We start from the raw sequence: 18,876 nt of genomic DNA on the forward strand, positions 1-18,876 counted from the left end.
ATCCACACCCTGGAGCACCTCTTCGCCGGCTTCATGCGCGACCACCTCAATGGCCCCGAGGTCGAGATCATCGACCTGTCGCCCATGGGCTGTCGCACCGGCTTCTACATGAGCGTGATCGGTACGCCCAGCGAAGCGGCCGTGAGCCGCGCCTGGCTTGCCGCCATGGAGGATGTCACGCGGGTGCCGAGCGCCGACCAGATTCCCGAGCTCAACGAGTACCAGTGCGGCACCTATACCCTGCACTCCCTGGAGGAGGCGCAGCAGATCGCCCGGGACATCATGGATCGCGGGGTTGGCGTCAACAGCAACGACGAGCTCTACCTCAGCGAGGCCTTCCTCGACGAGGCCGAGAAGAAGGGCGCCTGACAGGATCGACCTCGCGCCCTGACCAGACGGCCGGCCCCTGTGCCGGCCGTCGCGCGTTCAGGGCGACTCGGCCAGGGCATCGCTGGGGCGTTCGCTGGGCAGCGCGGCCAGGCGTTTCACCATGGCCTCCACCATCTGGGCGGAGTGGGTGGCGGCCTTCTCCAGGAACTGCTCGAAGCTGAGATGGTTGTCGCCGCCGCCGGCGATATCGGAGAGCGCGCGGATGACCACGAAGGGGCAGCCATAGAGGTGGCAGGTCTGGGCGATGGCGGCCGCCTCCATCTCGGCGGCGAGCATGGTCGGAAAGCGTCGGCGGGTCTTCGAGACCAGCTCGGGACAGGCCATGAAGACGTCACCGGTAGCGATCAGGCCTTCGACCACCCTCACCTCGCCGAGTGCCTCCACGCACTCCCGGGCGATGGCCACCAGGCGCGGGTCGGGCCGGTAGGCGGCGGGCATGGCCGGGACCTGGCCGTGCTCATAGCCGAACACCACGGCGTCCACGTCGTGGTGGCGCACCTCGCTGGAGATCACCACGTCGCCGATCCGGAGGCCTTCACCGAAGCCACCCGCCGAGCCGGTATTGATGATCGCCTCGGGCTGGTACATGTCCAGCAACAGGGTGGTGCCCACGGCGGCATTCACCTTGCCGATGCCGGATTGCAGGATCACCACCTCGACGCCGTGCAGCAGGCCACTGTGAAAGGTGGAGCCGACGTGGCAGCGTGTCTTGCGCTCGTCCAGCAGGGAAGCGAGGCGTTCGACCTCCTGGGGCATGGCGCCAATGATACCGATGCGTTGCATAGCAGATCCTGATGGTGTCAGCGTGCCGATCGACGTCAGATCCCCCGAAGGGGGCTGGCCCCGATGTCGGGCGAGGTCAGTGGGCGTCGTGCATGTCGGCGGCCTGCAGGGTGTTCTCCAGCAGGGTGGCCACGGTCATGGGGCCGACGCCGCCGGGGACCGGGGTGATCCAGCCGGCGCGCTCGGCGGCGGCCTCGAAGTCCAGGTCGCCCACCAGCCGGCCGTCGTCCCGGCGGTTGATGCCCACGTCGATGACGATCGCACCCTCCTGGATCCATTCGGACCTGACCAGTCCCGGCATGCCCACGGCCACCACCAGCAGCTCGGCGCGACGCACGTGGGACTCGAGGTTGCGGGTGAAGCGGTGGCAGACGGTGGTGGTGCAGCCGGCCAGCATCAGTTCCAGCGCCATGGGGCGGCCGACGATGTTGGAGGCGCCGACCACGGTGGCGTCCAGGCCGCGCACCTTGAGGTCGGTCTGCTCGAGCAGCGTCATCACGCCCTTGGGGGTGCAGGGGCGCAGCAGCGGCAGGCGCTGGGCCAGGCGACCCAGGTTGTAGGGATGGAAGCCGTCCACGTCCTTGTCGGGGCGGATGCGCTCGAGGATCGGGCGGGCGTCCAGATGGGCGGGGAGGGGCAGCTGGACCAGGATGCCATCCACCGCCGGGTCATCATTGAGCTGGTCCACCAGGGACTCGAGCTGCTGCTGGGTGGTCTCGGCGGGCAGCTGGTGGCGGAACGACTCGATGCCGGCCTCGACGCAGGCGTTGTGCTTGTTGCGCACGTAGACCGCCGAGGCGGGATCCTCGCCCACCAGCACCACGGCGAGTCCAGGCACGCGGGCGCCGGCGTCGCGGCGTGCCTGAACCTGGCGGGCGACCTGCTGGCGGACTCGGGCGGCTATGGACTTGCCATCGATCAGTTGGGCGGTCATCGAGCTTCCTCTGGCGATAGGGTGGGCGATGCCGGCGTTGCGGCCAGCCTGGCGTCGAGAAGAGGCGTGATTTTCGCATGCCGCGTGCCCGAAACAAAGCGCCGGGCGCCGCCGGGGCACTCAGGTGCTTGACCGCCGGGGAAAGTCACGTAGAATACGCAGCGCTCGACGAGGCCCCTGCGGCGGCGTCAGGCCAGCTTGATCGCCGGCGGAGTGTAGCGCAGTCTGGTAGCGCGCCTGCTTTGGGAGCAGGATGTCGGGGGTTCGAATCCCTCCACTCCGACCACAACTCTTTGAATGATCAGGGAAACATTGGGTCATGGGGTTGCGGTGAGGCGACCGGGAGCGTAGAATGCGCCCATAGCTCAACCGGATAGAGCAACGGCCTTCTAAGCCGTAGGTTGCAGGTTCGAGTCCTGCTGGGCGTGCCAGCCATCCGCACGGCGGGTGGGTCGTTCCGCAACGGTGGTAGCAGTAGCAGCTGTGGTAGCAAGAGCAGTGCCCAGTATCGATATGGTGGATGTAGCTCAGTGGTAGAGCCCCGGATTGTGGCTCCGGTGGTCGTGGGTTCGATCCCCATCATCCACCCCAGTTCGATACGCATCTCAAGGCAGTGGTGGATGTAGCTCAGTGGTAGAGCCCCGGATTGTGGCTCCGGTGGTCGTGGGTTCGATCCCCATCATCCACCCCACTCCTTGATCCCTTCCCGATGACCCTTCTTCTGATTTCGTTGTCTATAGTGCGCAGCCCTGGCCGGGGCGGCGTTGTTGGCATTTCCGTCGTGTCGAATCGCCTGCCGCGCTCGTACGCCCGCGCCCCTTGCATTCCGGCGTCTCGACCCCATCTCATCGGGCACGAGGCTTGCCAGTGTCGGGCGGGGTTCTTAAAATCACCCCCTTGATCTTTCCACCCTTTCAACACAACGCCCCCAGCGGTAGAGGACTTTTCATGCAAGTTTCCGTCGATACGACCTCCCAGATCGAACGCCGCATCACCGTTCAGGTGCCGGCCGCCGAGGTCGACGAGGCCGTCAACTCCCGTCTCAAGGACGCCGCCAAGAATGTTCGCATGGACGGCTTCCGCAAGGGCAAGGTGCCGATGTCGGTGATCCGTCAGCGCTACGGCAGCGACGTGCGCAACGAGGTGGTGGGCGAAGTGATGCGGGAGCGCTATGTGCGTGCCCTCTCCGAGAACGAGCTCAACCCGGCCGGTTTCCCGCAGATCGAGGCGACCGTCAACGAGGCGGGCAAGGATCTCGAGTTCGTGGCGACCCTCGAGGTCTACCCGGAGTTCGAGCTGGCCTCCCTCGAGGGCACCGAGGTCGAGCGTCCGGTGGTGGAGATCGTCGAGAGCGACGTCGACGAGATGATCGAGACCCTGCGCAAGCAGAATGCCTCCTGGGAAGAGGTGGAGCGGGCGGCCGAGGAGGGCGATCAGGTCAAGATCGACTTCGAGGGCTTCCTGGGCGACGAGCCCTTCGAAGGCGGCAGCGCCGAGGGTCACGACCTGGTGCTGGGCTCCGGCAACTTCATTCCCGGCTTCGAGGAGCAGCTGGTGGGCGCCAGCGCCGGTGAGGAGAAGACCCTACAGGTCACCTTCCCCGAGGACTACCAGGCCGAGCACCTGGCCGGCCAGGCGGCCACCTTCAAGGTCAAGGTCCATGAGGTGAAGGGCCAGGCCCTGGCCGAGGTCGACGCCGAGTTCGTCAAGAAGTTCGGCGTCGAGGACGGCGACCTCGACAAGTTCCGCGCCGAGGTCAAGAAGAACATGACCCGCGAGGCCAAGCAGGCCGTCGACAACCGCGTGAAGCAGCAGGTGCTGGAGGCCCTCAAGAAGACCAACGAGATCCCGGTGCCCCAGTCGCTGATCCAGCAGGAGACCGACGGCCTGAAGCGCCAGGCGGCCCAACAGTTCGGCCTGGGCGAGGACTTCGACGTCTCCCAGCTGCCCAACGAGCTGTTCGCCGAGCAGGCCAGGAACCGCGTCCAGGTCGGCCTGCTGCTGGCCGAGGTGATCAAGGCCAATGAGCTCGACGCCAGTGACGACGAGATCAAGGCCAAGGTCGAGGAGCTCGCCGAGCAGTACCAGGAGCCCTCGCAGGTGGTCGACTACTATATGGGCAACGAACAGCTCAAGACCCAGATCAAGTCGGCTATCCTCGAAGAGAAGGCTGTGGACACGCTGCTCGAGCAGGCCAGCGTCACGGATGTCACCATGACCTATCAGGAGGTCCTGGCCGCCGCCCAGCAGCCGGCCGAGGCCGACGAGGAGGAGGGCGAGGAAGAGGAAGAGGGCCAGCCTGAGAGCAAGGCCTGATCACCCCCCTGCCCGAGGCGCGCCGTCGCGAGTCGGCGCGTTCTCCCCGCTTCCATTCATCGGATGCAAGGACATCACACTGATGAGCAACGAGTTCGAGATCCAGAACGCCGGCGGCCTGGTGCCCATGGTGGTCGAGCAGAGCGCGCGCGGCGAGCGAGCCTACGACATCTATTCCCGCCTGCTCAAGGAGCGTGTGATCTTCCTGGTGGGTCCGGTGGAAGACTTCATGGCCAATCTGGTGGTGGCGCAGCTGCTGTTCCTCGAGTCCGAGAACCCGGACAAGGACATCCACCTCTACATCAACTCGCCGGGCGGCGCGGTGACCGCGGGGATGTCGATCTACGACACCATGCAGTTCATCAAGCCCGACGTCTCCACCGTCTGCATCGGTCAGGCGGCGAGCATGGGGGCACTGCTGCTGGCGGGCGGCGCCGCGGGCAAGCGCTTCTGCCTGCCCAATTCGCGGATGATGATCCACCAGCCGCTGGGCGGCTACCAGGGCCAGGCCTCGGATATCGAGATCCATACCCGCGAGATCCTCGGCATCCGTGACAAGCTCAACCGCATCCTGGCGCACCACACCGGCCAGGACATCGAAACCATTGCGCGGGATACCGACCGCGACAACTTCATGAACGGCAGCCAGGCAGCCGAGTATGGCCTGATCGATGCGGTGCTGGATAAGCGACCGACATCCTGATAGCGTGATTTCATCACGCCCTGACACCGTTCTCCGGCAGCCCGGGCTGCCGATGTGAGTCCGGCCCTGGCACCGCGAGGTCCAGGGCCACCAGAGATGAGGTATGCGAATGGCCGACGGCAAAGGCAAGGACGAAGGCGGCAAGCTGCTCTATTGCTCGTTCTGCGGCAAGAACCAGAACGAGGTGCGCAAGCTGATTGCCGGCCCGTCCGTCTATATCTGCGATGAGTGTGTCGACCTCTGCAACGACATCATTCGCGAGGAGGTGCTCGATGCCGATGCCGAGACCGATGAGGAGCGGCTGCCCGTTCCTCGCGAGATTCGTCACACCCTCGACGACTATGTGATCGGCCAGGACCGCGCCAAGATGGTGCTGTCGGTGGCGGTCTACAACCACTACAAGCGGCTGCGCTCCGAGGTCAAGAAGGATGATGTGGAGCTCGGCAAGTCCAACATCCTGCTGATCGGTCCCACCGGCAGCGGCAAGACCCTGCTGGCCGAGACCCTGGCACGGCTGCTCAACGTGCCCTTCACCATCGCCGATGCCACCACCCTCACCGAGGCGGGCTATGTCGGCGAGGACGTCGAGAACATCATCCAGAAGCTGCTGCAGAAGTGCGACTACGACGTCGAGAAGGCCCAGCGCGGCATCGTCTACATCGACGAGATCGACAAGATCTCGCGCAAGTCGGACAACCCCTCCATCACCCGGGATGTCTCCGGGGAGGGTGTGCAGCAGGCGCTGCTCAAGCTGATCGAGGGCACCACCGCCTCGGTCCCCCCCCAGGGCGGCCGCAAGCACCCCCAGCAGGAGTTCCTGCAGGTCGATACCGGCAATATCCTGTTCATCGTCGGCGGCGCCTTCGCCGGCCTGGACAAGGTGATACGCGGGCGCGCCGAGAAGGGCGGCATCGGTTTCAGCGCCGAGGTCAAGAGCAAGGACGAGGCCCGCGGAGTGGGGGAGATGCTCGCCGACGTGGAGCCCGAGGACCTGGTCAAGTTCGGCCTGATCCCCGAGTTCGTGGGGCGTCTGCCGGTCATCGCCACCCTGACCGAGCTCACCGAGGACGCGCTGATCCAGATCCTCGTCGAGCCGAAGAATTCGCTGATCAAGCAGTACGCCAAGCTGTTCGAGATGGAGGGCGTGGAGCTCGAGTTCCGCGAGGATGCCCTGCGGACGGTGGCCGGCAAGGCCATGGCGCGCAAGACCGGCGCCCGCGGCCTGCGCTCGATCCTGGAGTCGGTGCTGCTCGACACCATGTACGAGATTCCCTCCCTGGAGGGGGTCTCCAAGGTGGTGATCGACGCCTCGGTGATCAAAGGCGAGAGCGAACCGCTGCTGATCTACTCCCAGCAGCAGGAAGCGGCCGGCGACGGCACCGGCGGCTGAGCCGTCCGGGCCCGCCTGTTCCCGGGCGTGCCCCTCGACGCGGGAGCGACCCTCGCCACCAGCCGGTGACTCTGCCGGGGTGGCGGTTTCGCTCCCGCTTTTTTTGGCTTATCGCAGATCAGCGTGAAGCTGCCTTGTGGGAGCTCGGGTTCACCGACGGTTCGACGCCTCGACGAATGGCGCCGCAGGCGCCCCGGTGGTGTTGGTGAGGCTGGTACCCTCCGCTGGGAGTCCTCCGGACTCCATTCGCCCGGGGAACCCGGCCTCCCACCTTGGAGCCCGTAGAACAGCTTCACGCCAGAGTGCGAAGAACCTTTTTTTGTGCGGGCATCGCCCGGCAACCTTACCCTCGTCAGGCGGTCTCTTGTAAAGCCGGCGTGCCGCCCCCACTCCCGTGATATTCACCCGTTTTGTTGAGGAACGTCTGCGATGCAGCAGAATGCCGATCGGACCCTGAGTCTGCCCCTTTTGCCGCTGCGGGACGTGGTCGTCTACCCGCAGATGGTCATTCCGCTCTTCGTCGGCCGCGAGAAGTCCATCCAGGCCCTCGAGGCGGCCATGAGCGCCGACAAGCGGGTGCTGCTGGTGGCCCAGCGCGAGGCCAGCAAGGACGATCCGGATCGCGATGACCTCTTCGCCATCGGCACTGTGGCCGAGATCATGCAGCTGCTGAAGCTGCCCGACGGCACCGTCAAGGTGCTGATCGAGGGCGTCTCCCGGGCCGACGTGGGGGCCATCGATACCGGTGGCGACTACACCGCCGCCGAGGCCGTGCTGCGCGAGAGCGAACCGCTCACCGAACGCGAGCGGGAGGCGCTGGTGCGCGTGCTGCTCAACCAGTTCGAGCAGTACGTGAAGATGTCGAAGAAGGTGCCCAACGAGGTGCTCAATTCGCTCTCCGGGATCGAGGATCCCAGTCGCCTGGTGGACACCATCTGTGCCCACCTGTCGCTGAAGATCGATGACAAGCAGCAGCTGCTGGAGATGGACCGCGTCCGCGACCGCATCGAGCACCTGATGGCGCTGATCGAGGGAGAGATCGACCTGCTCCAGGTCGAGAAGCGCATCCGCTCCCGGGTCAAGGACCAGATGGAGAAGTCGCAGCGCGAGTACTACCTCAACGAGCAGATGAAGGCCATCCAGAAGGAGATGGGCGAGCTCGAGAACGTGCCCAACGAGGCCGAGAAGTACGAGCAGGCCATCGAGGCGTCCGGGATGCCCAAGGAGGCCCGGGACAAGGCCACCCAGGAGCTCGGCAAGCTGAAGATGATGTCGCCCAACTCCGCCGAGGCGACGGTAGTGCGCTCCTACCTGGACTGGCTGGTCTCGGTGCCCTGGAAGAAGCGCACCCGGGTCAGGCACGACCTGGTGCATGCCCAGCAGGTGCTGGATGAGGACCACTACGGCCTCGACGAGGTCAAGGCGCGCATCCTCGAGTACCTGGCGGTGCACAAGCGAGTCAAGAAGCTGAAGGGGCCGGTGCTCTGCCTGGTGGGTCCGCCCGGGGTCGGCAAGACGTCGCTGGGCAAGTCCATTGCCCGGGCCACCAACCGCAAGTACGTGCGCCTGGCGCTGGGCGGGGTGCGCGACGAGTCCGAGATCCGCGGCCATCGCCGCACCTATATCGGCTCGCTGCCCGGCAAGGTGATCCAGCGGATGTCCCGGGCAGGCGTCAAGAACCCGCTGTTCCTGCTCGACGAGGTGGACAAGATCGGCATGGATCACCGCGGTGATCCCGCCTCGGCGCTGCTCGAGGTGCTGGACCCCGAGCAGAACGACACCTTCAGCGACCACTACCTGGAGCTGGACTACGACCTGTCCGAGACCCTGTTCGTCTGTACCGCCAACTCCATGAACATTCCGGGGCCGCTGCTCGACCGCATGGAGGTGATCCGCCTGCCCGGCTACACCGAGGACGAGAAGCTGGCCATCGCCCGGCGCTATCTGGTGCCCAAGCAGCTCGCCGCCCACGGCTTCAAGGAGGGCGAGCTGGCCTTCTCCGACGAGGCGCTGCTGGAGCTGATTCGCTACTACAGCCGGGAGGCCGGGGTGCGCGAGCTGGAGCGCCAGATCGCCAAGGTGAGTCGCAAGGTGCTGCGTGAGCGCCTCGAGAAGGAGGCCCAGGAGGGCGCCCTGGCGCCGGTGACCCTGGCCCCCGCCGATATCGAGGAGTATGCCGGCGTGCGCCGCTACAGCTACGGCCTGGCCGACCAGGACGACCAGGTGGGGCGCGTGACCGGCCTGGCCTGGACCTCGGTGGGCGGCGAGCTGCTCAACATCGAGTCGGTGGTCACTCCGGGCAAGGGGCGCATCAACAAGACGGGGTCGCTCGGCGACGTCATGAAGGAGTCGGTGAGCGCCGCCCACACCGTGGTGCGCGCCCGGGCGCTCAAGCTCGGCATCGACCCCGAGCGTTTCGAGAAGGAGGACCTGCATATCCACGTCCCCGAGGGGGCCACCCCCAAGGATGGGCCAAGTGCCGGCATCGCCATGGTCACCGCCATGGTTTCCGCCTATACCGATCGCCCGGTGCGCTGTGACGTCGCCATGACCGGTGAGGTCAACCTGCGCGGCGAGGTGCTGCCCATTGGCGGCCTGAAGGAGAAATTGCTGGCCGCACGGCGCGGTGGTATAAAGACCGTTCTGGTGCCGGAGGAGAACCGCCGCGACCTCAAGGAGGTTCCGGACAATATCAAGGAGGCTCTCGACATCAGGCCGGTTCGCTGGATCGACGAGGTGCTTGACGTGGCGCTGGCTAAAAGACCAGAGACCTCTAGCGAGGAATCCCGATCCGAAGAAGGCGCCTCATCCCAGCCGATGATCAGTACGCATTGACACTAATTTCCCCATCATGATCTGGCTGAAAGCCTGATATGATGGGGGTTCGCGCGGTAGTTTGCTTGACAGTCCTTTCATCGCATTGCTATAAATTGCCACAAGCTGTGATTGCGACTTCGGGTTGAATTGTCGCGTCGAATAGAGCTTAATTCCGAAATAGTCAAGGGGTGAAGTGTGAACAAATCCGAGCTGATCGAAGCCATTGCCGCGTCTGCCGACATTCCCAAGGCGGCCGCTGCGCGCGCCCTGGATGCCATGGTCGACACCGTGACCGACAGCCTGAAGAAGGGTGAGAGCGTCTCGCTGGTGGGCTTCGGTACCTTCCAGGTCAAGGAGCGCGCCGCTCGCACCGGCCGCAACCCCCAGACCGGCCAGCCGATCGAGATCAGCGCTGCCAAGGTGCCGAGCTTCAAGGCTGGCAAGGCGCTCAAGGATTCCGTCAACTGAGTGTCACGCGACGTTCGCGCCACTGATGGTTGACTCACCTACAGGCGCATCGCCCCCGGCGGTGCGCCTGTCTTGCTTTTCATCGCGTATATTTCACACCTACGTTTTTCACACAATACGTTGCCGAGGCCCGCATGCTGCAAAGTATTCGTGACCGCTCCCGAAGCTGGGGCGCCAAGATCATCGTCGGGGCCGTGGTCGTGACCATGGCGCTGTTCGGCGTGGAGTCGCTGGTCGGCCTGTTCGGCGGCGGGGGCGACGAGATCGCCAAGGTCAACGGTGAGCCGATCACCCGCCAGCAGCTGGAGCTGGAGGTGCAGCGCGCCATCCGTAGCGGGCAGGTGCCGCCCGAGCAGGAGCGCGCCCTGCGCGCCCAGATGCTGGATCAGCTGATCACCGACCGGCTGCTGACCCAGTACGCTCAGGAGGGCAACATGTACCTCTCCGAGGAGCAGCTCGACCAGCTCATCGTCTCCCTGCCGGAGTTCCAGGACCAGCAGGGCCGCTTCGACGGCGACCTGTTCCGCAACCGCCTGGCCAGCGCCGGCTATACGCCGACGGCCTTCCGCGAGGAGCTGCGCGTCGACATGAAGCGCCAGCAGCTGCAGCAGGGGCTGGCCTTCAGCGATTTCACCCTGCCCGGCGAGCAGGAAACCCTGGCCGCCCTGCAGCGCCAGTCGCGCAGCTTCCGCTACTACCCGCTCTCCACGGACCTGGTCGAGGACGAGATCGAGGTGACCGAGGAGGCGCTGCAGCGCTACTACGACGAGAACGCCGACAACTATCGCCGTCCCGAGCAGGTACGCCTGGAGTACGTCATCATCGACCGCCAGGAGCTGGCCGAGGAGGTCGAGATCGACGAGGCCGAGCTGCGCGACGCCTGGCGGGAGCGGACCCGTGACGCCGACCGCCGCATCGCCCATATCATGCTCACCATCAGCGGGGAGCGCAGCCGTGACGAGGCCGAGGCCGAGCTCGAGGCGGTGCGCCAGCGCCTGGCCGACGGCGAATCCTTTGCCAACCTGGCCGCCGAGGTCTCCGACGATACCGTTTCCGCCGAGCAGGGCGGGGATCTCGGCGTGGTCAGTCGCGGCTTCTTCGGGGAGAGCTTCGACGAGGCCGCCTTCACCCTGGAGGAGGGGGAGGTCTCCGGCATCGTCGAGACCGAGAACGGCCTGCACCTGCTGACCGTCACCGGCCTGGAGCGTGAGCCCTTCGAGTCCATGCGTGACGAGCTGCACCGCGAGCAGGCCCTGTCCCGGGTCTCCAGGGAGTTCAACGAGCGCGTGCAGCGCCTGATCGACGAGAGCTTCGCCGCCGATGACCTGCAGAGCGTGGCGGACGACATCGGTCTCGAGCTGCGCGAGAGCGACTGGGTCTCCCGCGACGGCGCCGAGGGGGTGCTCTCGGAGCCCGGCGTGATGAGCCAGGCCTTCAGCTCCGATGTGCTGGAGGAGGGCTTCAACAGCGAGGTGATCGAGCTCGACGACGATCGTCGCATGGTGCTGCGGGTGGAGGAGCATCGCCCGGCCACGACCCTGCCCCTCGAGGAGGTCCGCGAGCAGGTGGAAGCCAGCGTGGCAGCCCGGCTGCGCCGCGATGCCCTGCTGGGCCTGGCCGACGAGCGGGTCCAGGCGCTGGCGGATGGCGTGAGCCTCGACCTCGACTGGCAGCAGGCCGAGGGCGTGGGTCGCCAGGAGACCCGGGGGCTCTCCCGTTCGCTGGTCGATGCGGTGTTCCGCCTGCCGGTGCCCGAGGACGAGACGCCGGTCTACGGGCGCGCCGTCGACGGCGACCGCGTGGTGCTGATCGCCCTGGAGCGGGTCGAGGAGGGCGAGATCGACGCCGAGGTGGAGCAGTTCGTCGCCAGCATGGCCGAGCGCCTGCGCGCCCAGGCCGCCATCCAGGGGCTGCTCGACGACCTGCGCGAGAAGGCGGATATTCGCCGCTAGCAGCGCCTAGCGCCCGGCGCCCAGCGGCCCTTCGGGCAGCGCCCAGCTACAAGCGCCGAGCGCCCAGCCGTTCAGTGACGGGCGGCTGGTGCCGAGTCGAGACACTTGACGGCCGCATGGCTGGCGGCATCATCCTGCGGCGCTCGGCGCTCGGCGCTCGGCGCTCGGCGCTCGGCGCTCGGCGCTCGGCGCTCGGCGCTCGGCGCTCGGCGCTTAGCCCAGCGTATAACAGGGCTCGTAGTCGCCGGCGAGCTTCATGCGGCCCTGGGCGACGAAGGAGTCGAGCAGCTCGTCGAGGCGAATCATCAACTCCGCTTCGGCGTGAAGCCTGAAGGGGCCGTGGGACTGAATGGCGCGGATGCCCTGCTCCTTGACGTTGCCGGCGACGATGCCCGAGAAGGCCCGGCGCAGGTTGGCGGCGAGTTCATGAACCGGTAGGTCACGGCGCAGCGCCAGATTCGCCATGGCCGTGTGAGTCGGCTCGAAGGTCTCCTGGAAGGCGCGATCAATGGTCAGGCGCCAGTTGTAGTAGAAGGCGTCCTGGCGGGCACGGCGATACTCGGTGACCGCGTCGATCCCCTTGCGCATGGTCCGGGCCACCTCGGTGGGGTCGTCGACGATGATGCGATAGAGCCGGCGCACCTCTTCCCCCAGGGTGTAGACCAGGAACTCGTCGATGCGCGTGAAGTAGTCGGCGCTGTCGGCCGGTCCGGTGAAGATCACCGGCAGTTCCATGTCGGCGTTGTCCGGGTGGAGCAGGATCCCCAGCAGGTAGAGGATCTCCTCGGCGGTGCCCACGCCGCCGGGAAAGACGATGATGCCGTGGCCGAGGCGCACGAAGGCCTCCAGCCGCTTCTCGATGTCGGGCATCACCACCAGTTCGTTGACGATGGGGTTGGGCGCCTCGGCGGCGATGATGCCGGGCTCCGAGACCCCCAGGTAGCGGCCCTGGTGTCGGCGCTGCTTGGCATGGGCCACGTTGGCGCCCTTCATGGGACCCTTCATGGCGCCCGGACCGCAGCCGGTGCAGATGTCCATCTCGCGCAGGCCCAGGTGATAGCCCACGTCCTTGCTGTACTCGTACTCCTCCCGGGAGATGGAGTGGCCGCCCCAGCACACCACCAGGCTCGGGTCGCGTCCCGGCTTGAGGGTGCCGGCCTTGCGCAGGATATGGAACACCGCGTTGGTGGTCCCCTCGGCGGTGGTCAGGTCGAAGCGCTGATGGCCCTGGATCTCGTTATAGACGTAGACGATATCGCGCAGGATGGAGGAGAGATGCTCGCGGATGCCGCGGATCATCTTGCCGTCCACGAAGGCCTCGGCCGGTGCGTTGGTCAGCTTGAGGCGAACACCGCGGTCCTGGGGGATCACCTCGATATCGAAGTCTCGATAGGCCTCCATGAGCGCGACGCTGTCGTCGGTGGGATTGCCGCAGTTGAGCACGGCCAGCGCACAGCGCCGCAGCAGGTCGTGCAGCCCTGCCTTGGAGGTGTCGTGCAGGCGGCTGACCTCGTGTTGGGAGAGGATCTCCAGGCTGCCTTCCGGGGAGATGATGCTGGAAATGGTATCGGGCATTCAGGCGTCCTTGTCGCGGGTGTCGTCTCCAAGGATGCTATCACGACAGCTTGGCGGCCGGTGATACAATGATTGTCCAGTCCGCCCTGTGTCGAGACATGTTCAACGCCCTCTATTTTCGCACCTTCATCACCCTGGTCGAGACGGGGAGCTTCACCCAGACCGCCCGCCGCCTGGAGATGACCCAGCCCGGCGTCAGCCAGCACGTGCGCAAGCTCGAGCACTACCTGGGCAAGCCCCTGCTCGAGCGGCACGGGCGGCGCTTCACGCTGACCGAGGCGGGCCGGCGTGCCTACGACTATGCGCTGAAGCTGTTCGCCGATCACGAGCAGTTTCGCCACTCGCTCGATGCCGATTCGCTCTTCTCTGGAGAGTGTCGCCTGGCTTCGCCGGGCAGCGTCGGGCTGATGCTCTACCCCTTCCTGCTCGGCCAGCAGCAGATGCACCCCGGGCTCACCATCAGTTACAGCTTCGCCTTCAACCACGAGATCGCTCAGGACGTGCTGGCCGGTCGCTATGACCTCGGGATCGTCACCGATACGGTGCGCCAGCCCGACCTGAGGGTGATGCCCTGGCATCGTGAACCCCTCTGCCTGGTGGTGCCCGCGGACTTTACCGGCAGCGGGCTCGCCGAGCTGATGGGGATCGGCTTCATCAACTACTTCGATGGCCTCAACCATGCCAGTACGCTGCTGCGCAGCAACTTCCCCCAGGAGTTCCGCTCCATGAGTCACTTCCGGCGCCAGGGCTTCACCAACGAGGTGGGCATGGTGCTGGATGCGGTGGCCCGTGGACTGGGCTTCACCGTGGTCTCGCGGCTGGTGCTGGAGACCTCCCCCTGGCAGCGCCAGGTCAAGGAGCTGGACCTGCCGGTGGCGGTCCACGAGACCCTGCACCTGATCACCCGGTCCGGCAGCGAGATGCCGCGCCGCTATGTGCGTCTGCTGGAGGACTTTCGCGAACAGCGTCGCCAGGCCCTCACCGGCTTCGGCGAGGTGCCGGCGGAGCCCTGACCCGGCGCCCGCACCAACGCAGAAGCCCCGCCGTCAGGCGGGGCTTCTGCGTATCACCTCCGACGATCAGTCCCGATACTCGTCGACGCTCGGGCAGGAGCAGATCAGCTGGCGGTCGCCGAAGACGTTGTCGACCCGGTTGACCGCCGGCCAGTACTTGGCCGCCTTGACCGCCGCGGAGGGGAAGGCGGCCAGCTCGCGGGTGTAGGGGCGCGCCCAGGCGTCGCCCATCAGGTCGGCCAGGGTGTGCGGGGCGTTGACCAGCGGGTTGTCGTCCGCCGGCCACTCGCCGCGTTCCACCGCGTCGATCTCCTCGCGGATGGCGATCATGGCGTCGCAGAAGCGGTCGATCTCGTAGCGCGACTCCGACTCGGTGGGCTCGATCATCAGCGTGCCGGGCACCGGGAAGGACATGGTCGGGGCGTGGAAGCCGTAGTCCATCAGGCGCTTGGCGATGTCCTCCTCGCTGATCCCGGCGCTGGCCTTGAGCGGGCGGATGTCGAGGATGCACTCGTGGGCCACGTTGCCGTTCTCGCCACGGTAGAGCACCGGGTAGTGCGCGCCGAGGCGGGCGGCGACGTAGTTGGCGTTGAGGATGGCCAGCTCGGTGGCCTCGCGCAGCCCGCGCGCGCCCATCATCTTGATGTAGGCCCAGGAGATCGGCAGGATCGCCGCCGAGCCGAAGGCCGCCGCCGAGACCGCGCCGCAGTCGGCGTTGACTCCGGCGATGGGGGTGACCACGTGGTTGGGCACGAAGGGCGCCAGGTGCGCCTTGACGCCGATCGGGCCCATGCCCGGGCCGCCGCCGCCGTGGGGGATGCAGAAGGTCTTGTGCAGGTTGAGGTGGGAGACGTCGCCGCCGAAGTCGCCGGGGCGGGCCAGGCCCACCTGGGCGTTCATGTTGGCACCGTCCACGTAGACCTGGCCGCCGTGCGCATGGACGATCGCGCACACCTCGCGCACGTTGGTCTCGAACACCCCGTGGGTGGAGGGGTAGGTGATCATGATCGCCGAGAGGGCCTCGCCGTGCTGCTCGGCCTTGGCGCGCAGGTCGGCGGTATCGATGTTGCCCTTGGCGTCGCACTCCACCACCACCACCTTGAGGCCGACCATGGCCGCCGAGGCGGGGTTGGTGCCGTGGGCGGAGCTGGGGATCAGGCAGACGTCGCGGTGGCCCTCGCCGCTGGCCGCCTGGTAGCGGCGGATGGCGATCAGCCCGGCGTACTCGCCCTGGGCCCCGGAGTTGGGCTGCATGGCGATATGGTCGTAGCCGGTGATCTCCACCAGGAAGGCGGCCAGCTCGTCGATCATCTGCTTGTAGCCGGCCACCTGGTCGCGGGGCACGAAGGGGTGGAGGTTGGCGAACTCCGGCCAGGTGATGGGGATCATCTCGCTGGTGGCGTTGAGCTTCATGGTGCAGGAGCCCAGCGGGATCATCGCATGGGTCAGCGACAGGTCCTTGTTCTCCAGGCGCTTGAGGTAGCGCAGCATCTCGGTCTCGCTGCGGTAGCGCGTGAAGGTGGGGTGGGTCAGGAAGTCGCTCTGGCGCCGGCAGGCGGCGGGGATGCCGGTGCGCCCCTCGGCGACGCTGCGGTCGTCGAGCTCGCGCACCGAGAGGCCATGCTCCTCGCCGAGCAGCACGTCGAACAGCACGTCCAGGTCGTGGGCGGTGGTGGTCTCGTCGAGGCTCACGCCGACGTCGCCGTCGGCGAAGTAGCGCAGGTTGATCTCCTGGGTGAGGGCGCGGCCGTGCAGCTTGCCGGCGTCCACGCCGGTCAGGCGCAGGGTGTCGAACCAGCTGTCGTGGACCAGGCGCACGCCCTTCTCCTCAAGGCCCAGGGCCAGGATGGTGGTCAGACGGTGGATGCGCCCGGCGATGGTGCGCAGCCCCTCGGCGCCATGGTAGACGGCGTAGAAGCCGGCGAGGTTGGCGAGCAGCGCCTGGGCGGTGCAGATGTTGGAGGTGGCCTTCTCGCGGCGGATGTGCTGCTCGCGGGTCTGCATGGCCATGCGCAGCGCGGTGTGGCCGCGGCTGTCCTGGGAGACGCCGATGATGCGCCCGGGGATCGCACGCTTGAGCTTGTCGGTGGTGGCGAAGTAGGCGGCGTGGGGGCCGCCGAAGCCCATCGGCACGCCGAAGCGCTGGGTGGTGCCGATGACGATGTCGGCGCCCAGCGCGCCGGGCTCGGCGAGCAGCACCAGGCTCATCAGGTCGGCGGCCACGCAGGTCATGATGCCCTGCGCCTTGGCCGCGGCGAGCCGCGGCGCCAGGTCGTGGACGCGGCCGCTCTCGCCGGGGTACTGCAGCAGGGCGCCGAAGGCGTCCACGTCGGCGAGCTGCGCGGCCGGCGCCACCACCAGCTCGAAGCCGAAGTAGGCCGCGCGGGTGCGCACCACGTCGAGGGTCTGGGGCAGCACGTCGTCGGCGACGAAGAAGACCCGGCTCTTCGACTTCTTGTTGGCGCGCTGGCACAGCGCCATGGCCTCGGCGGCGGCGGTGGCCTCGTCGAGCAGCGAGGCGTTGGCCAGCGCCATGCCGGTCAGGTCCATGACCATCTGCTGGAAGTTGAGCAGGCCCTCCAGGCGGCCCTGGGAGATCTCCGGCTGGTAGGGGGTATAGGCGGTGTACCAGCCGGGGTTCTCCAGCACGTTGCGCTGGATCACCGGCGGCAGGTGGGTGCCGTGGTAGCCCTGGCCGATGTAGCTCTTGAACACCCGGTTCTGGCGCGCCAGGCGGCGCAGGTAGTCGAGCGCCTCGGCCTCGCTCCTGGGCGGGTCCAGCTCGAGCTCGCGGCCCAGGCGGATGTCCGCGGGCACGGTGCGCGCGATCAGCGCGTCCAGGCTCTCGGTGTCGAGGGTGGCCAGCATGGCGGCGACGTCGTCGCGGCTGGGGCCGTTGTGGCGCTGGAGGAAGTCATCGTGGGCGGCCAGGTCGGCCAGGCGGCGAGTGTCGATCGGCATGGGGGCACCGTAGCGTGGGTCGGGGCGTCGCGGGACGACGCATGGCGTGGAACCGGGGCCCCGGCCGCGGCGGCCGGGGCGGTGAGCGCGGCTCAGTCGTCGGACTGGGCCACGGCGGCATAGCCGTCGGCGTCGAGCAGGGCGTCGAGCTGGGCGGCGTCGTCGAGGCGCAGCTGCATGATCCAGCCGCCCTCGTAGGGGGCCTCGTTGAGGGTCTCGGGGGCGTCCTCGAGGGCCGCGTTGACGGCGATGACCTCGCCGGCCACCGGGGCGTAGAGGTCGGAGGCGGCCTTGACCGACTCGACCACCCCGAACTCCTCCTTGAGGGCGAGGGTGCGGCCGACCTCGGGCAGTTCGACGAAGACCACGTCGCCGAGCGCCTGCTGGGCGTGGTCGCTGATGCCGATGGTCACGGTACCGTCACCGTTGTCGCGCACCCATTCGTGGCTCTCGGCGTAGCGCAGGTTGGCAGGGATCGAGCTCATCATGAGTTTCCTATAAGAAATTAATTTCGGCAGTCCTGATCCTAGGGTGAATCGCCGCCGCCGCCAACCTCTTGGTTTATTCGTTTTTAGAATAAGCCGATCCGTTTCCATGATCGGCGCCTCCTTCGGCGCTCGGCCGGTCATCGATATTCCACAAAAACAATGGTTTGCGGGGGTGCGCCGCGGCGCCGTGCCGCCGCCCGGGTGACGCGGATGATCCGGCGGCGCGACGTTTCCCGGCTGCGGCTATTGTTTCCTATAAGAAACATGGTCTAGTCTGGTGCCTACACGGGCGGGTGCGTGGCGGTAAGGCCGCGACGGCACCCCGCCGACACCCATGACTTGCAAGCAGAGGCCGCTGCGATGAGCCAGCTGAAACGCACCCCGCTGTATGACCTTCACGTTGAACTGGGCGCCCGCCTGGTGCCCTTCGCCGGCTACGAGATGCCGGTGCAGTACCTGCTGGGCGTCAAGAAGGAGCATGAACAGACCCGCATCGCCTGCGGGCTGTTCGATGTCTCCCACATGGGCCAGCTGCTGCTGCGCGGGCCGGCCCCGGCCGAGGCGCTGGAGACCCTGGTGCCGGCGGACCTTCTCGGGCTGCCCGAGGGGATGCAGCGCTACGCCCTCTTCACCAACGAGGCGGGCGGGATCCTCGATGACCTGATGGTGGTCAACGCCGGCGACCACCTCTACCTGGTGGTCAACGCCGCCTGCAAGGAGCAGGACATCGCCCATCTGCGCGCCAACCTGCCCGAGGGTCACGAGATCGAGGTGCTGGACCGGGGGCTGATCGCCCTACAGGGGCCCCAGGCCGCCGCGGTGATGCAGCGACTCTGCCCCGCGGCCTGCGAGCTGGTCTTTATGCAGCACGGTCATTTCGAGATCGAGGGTATCGAGGCGTGGGTGAGCCGCAGCGGCTATACCGGTGAGGATGGCTTCGAGATCTCGGTCGCCGCCGAGCAGAGCGAGGCCCTGGCGCGCCGCCTGCTGGCGGAGCCGGAGGTGGCGGCGATCGGCCTGGGCGCCCGGGACTCCCTGCGCCTGGAGGCCGGGCTCTGCCTCTACGGTCACGATATCGAGACCACC

The 18,876-nt window shown here is 67.0% G+C and carries 14 protein-coding genes and 4 tRNA genes; 13 read left to right on the plus strand and 5 right to left on the minus strand.

All coding sequences use genetic code 11. The features are described from left to right. Positions 1-369: S-ribosylhomocysteine lyase (gene luxS / locus J5F18_RS11195; RefSeq protein WP_346298718.1), on the plus strand; the 369-nt coding region annotated here is incomplete at its 5' end. Between the two features lie 57 nt (positions 370-426). Here the strand turns inward: luxS and mtnN are convergent. Both mtnN and folD read right to left on the minus strand, forming a co-directional pair. Beyond that, entirely contained in the window at positions 427-1,173 is a 747-nt protein-coding gene (gene mtnN / locus J5F18_RS11200; protein WP_346298719.1) for a 5'-methylthioadenosine/S-adenosylhomocysteine nucleosidase, read from the minus strand. Positions 1,174-1,249: 76 nt separating this feature from the next. Continuing rightward, positions 1,250-2,107 (minus strand): bifunctional methylenetetrahydrofolate dehydrogenase/methenyltetrahydrofolate cyclohydrolase FolD, encoded by an 858-nt coding sequence (folD, locus tag J5F18_RS11205; RefSeq protein ID WP_346298720.1) that lies wholly within the window; start codon positions 2,105-2,107, stop codon positions 1,250-1,252. Positions 2,108-2,316: 209 nt separating this feature from the next. Between folD and J5F18_RS11210 the strand changes: the two genes are divergently transcribed. From J5F18_RS11210 to J5F18_RS11255, 10 genes are all read left to right on the plus strand, one after another. Further along, positions 2,317-2,393, plus strand: a tRNA-Pro gene (locus tag J5F18_RS11210). 68 nt (positions 2,394-2,461) lie between these two features. Beyond that, positions 2,462-2,538 (plus strand) — tRNA-Arg (locus tag J5F18_RS11215). Positions 2,539-2,623: 85 nt separating this feature from the next. Then, a tRNA-His gene (locus J5F18_RS11220) sits at positions 2,624-2,698 on the plus strand. A gap of 25 nt (positions 2,699-2,723) precedes the next feature. Then, a tRNA-His gene (locus tag J5F18_RS11225) sits at positions 2,724-2,798 on the plus strand. A 257-nt stretch (positions 2,799-3,055) separates the two neighbouring features. Next, the gene (gene tig / locus J5F18_RS11230) at positions 3,056-4,423 is read left to right on the plus strand and encodes a trigger factor (RefSeq protein ID WP_346298721.1); all 1,368 of its coding nucleotides are present in this window, start codon (positions 3,056-3,058) and stop codon (positions 4,421-4,423) included. 82 nt (positions 4,424-4,505) lie between these two features. Then, the gene (gene clpP, locus J5F18_RS11235; protein WP_346298722.1) at positions 4,506-5,126 is read left to right on the plus strand and encodes an ATP-dependent Clp endopeptidase proteolytic subunit ClpP; all 621 of its coding nucleotides are present in this window, start codon (positions 4,506-4,508) and stop codon (positions 5,124-5,126) included. Positions 5,127-5,235: 109 nt separating this feature from the next. Beyond that, a complete protein-coding gene (gene clpX / locus J5F18_RS11240) occupies positions 5,236-6,516 on the plus strand; it encodes an ATP-dependent Clp protease ATP-binding subunit ClpX (RefSeq protein WP_346298723.1) in 1,281 nt (426 codons plus the stop codon). A gap of 429 nt (positions 6,517-6,945) precedes the next feature. Next, a complete protein-coding gene (lon, locus tag J5F18_RS11245; protein WP_346298724.1) occupies positions 6,946-9,351 on the plus strand; it encodes an endopeptidase La in 2,406 nt (801 codons plus the stop codon). 177 nt (positions 9,352-9,528) lie between these two features. Then, positions 9,529-9,801 (plus strand): HU family DNA-binding protein, encoded by a 273-nt coding sequence (locus J5F18_RS11250; RefSeq protein ID WP_346298725.1) that lies wholly within the window; start codon positions 9,529-9,531, stop codon positions 9,799-9,801. 134 nt (positions 9,802-9,935) lie between these two features. Next, a complete protein-coding gene (locus J5F18_RS11255) occupies positions 9,936-11,753 on the plus strand; it encodes a SurA N-terminal domain-containing protein (RefSeq protein ID WP_346298726.1) in 1,818 nt (605 codons plus the stop codon). Between the two features lie 213 nt (positions 11,754-11,966). Here the strand turns inward: J5F18_RS11255 and ppnN are convergent, their stop codons facing one another. Then, positions 11,967-13,328, minus strand: a complete 1,362-nt coding sequence (ppnN, locus tag J5F18_RS11260) for a nucleotide 5'-monophosphate nucleosidase PpnN (RefSeq protein WP_346298727.1) — start codon at positions 13,326-13,328, stop codon at positions 11,967-11,969. A 98-nt stretch (positions 13,329-13,426) separates the two neighbouring features. On the opposite strand from ppnN, the gene J5F18_RS11265 reads away from it, so the two are divergent. Continuing rightward, positions 13,427-14,341 carry a LysR family transcriptional regulator gene (locus tag J5F18_RS11265; protein WP_346302218.1) on the plus strand — a complete coding sequence of 305 codons (915 nt, stop codon included), beginning with the start codon at positions 13,427-13,429 and terminating at the stop codon, positions 14,339-14,341. Between the two features lie 66 nt (positions 14,342-14,407). On the opposite strand, the gene gcvP is transcribed toward J5F18_RS11265, so the two are convergent. Beyond that, on the minus strand, positions 14,408-17,302 hold the full coding sequence (gcvP, locus tag J5F18_RS11270; RefSeq protein WP_346298728.1) for an aminomethyl-transferring glycine dehydrogenase: 2,895 nt from the start codon (positions 17,300-17,302) through the stop codon (positions 14,408-14,410). A 92-nt stretch (positions 17,303-17,394) separates the two neighbouring features. Continuing rightward, complete coding sequence (gcvH, locus tag J5F18_RS11275) at positions 17,395-17,787, minus strand: glycine cleavage system protein GcvH (RefSeq protein ID WP_346298729.1); 393 nt, start codon at positions 17,785-17,787, stop codon at positions 17,395-17,397. A 363-nt stretch (positions 17,788-18,150) separates the two neighbouring features. Between gcvH and gcvT the strand changes: the two genes are divergently transcribed. Next, positions 18,151-18,876 (plus strand): glycine cleavage system aminomethyltransferase GcvT (gcvT, locus tag J5F18_RS11280; RefSeq protein ID WP_346298730.1); only part of this gene is annotated, 726 nt, incomplete at its 3' end.

Source organism: Halomonas sp. BM-2019 (genome assembly GCF_017584085.1).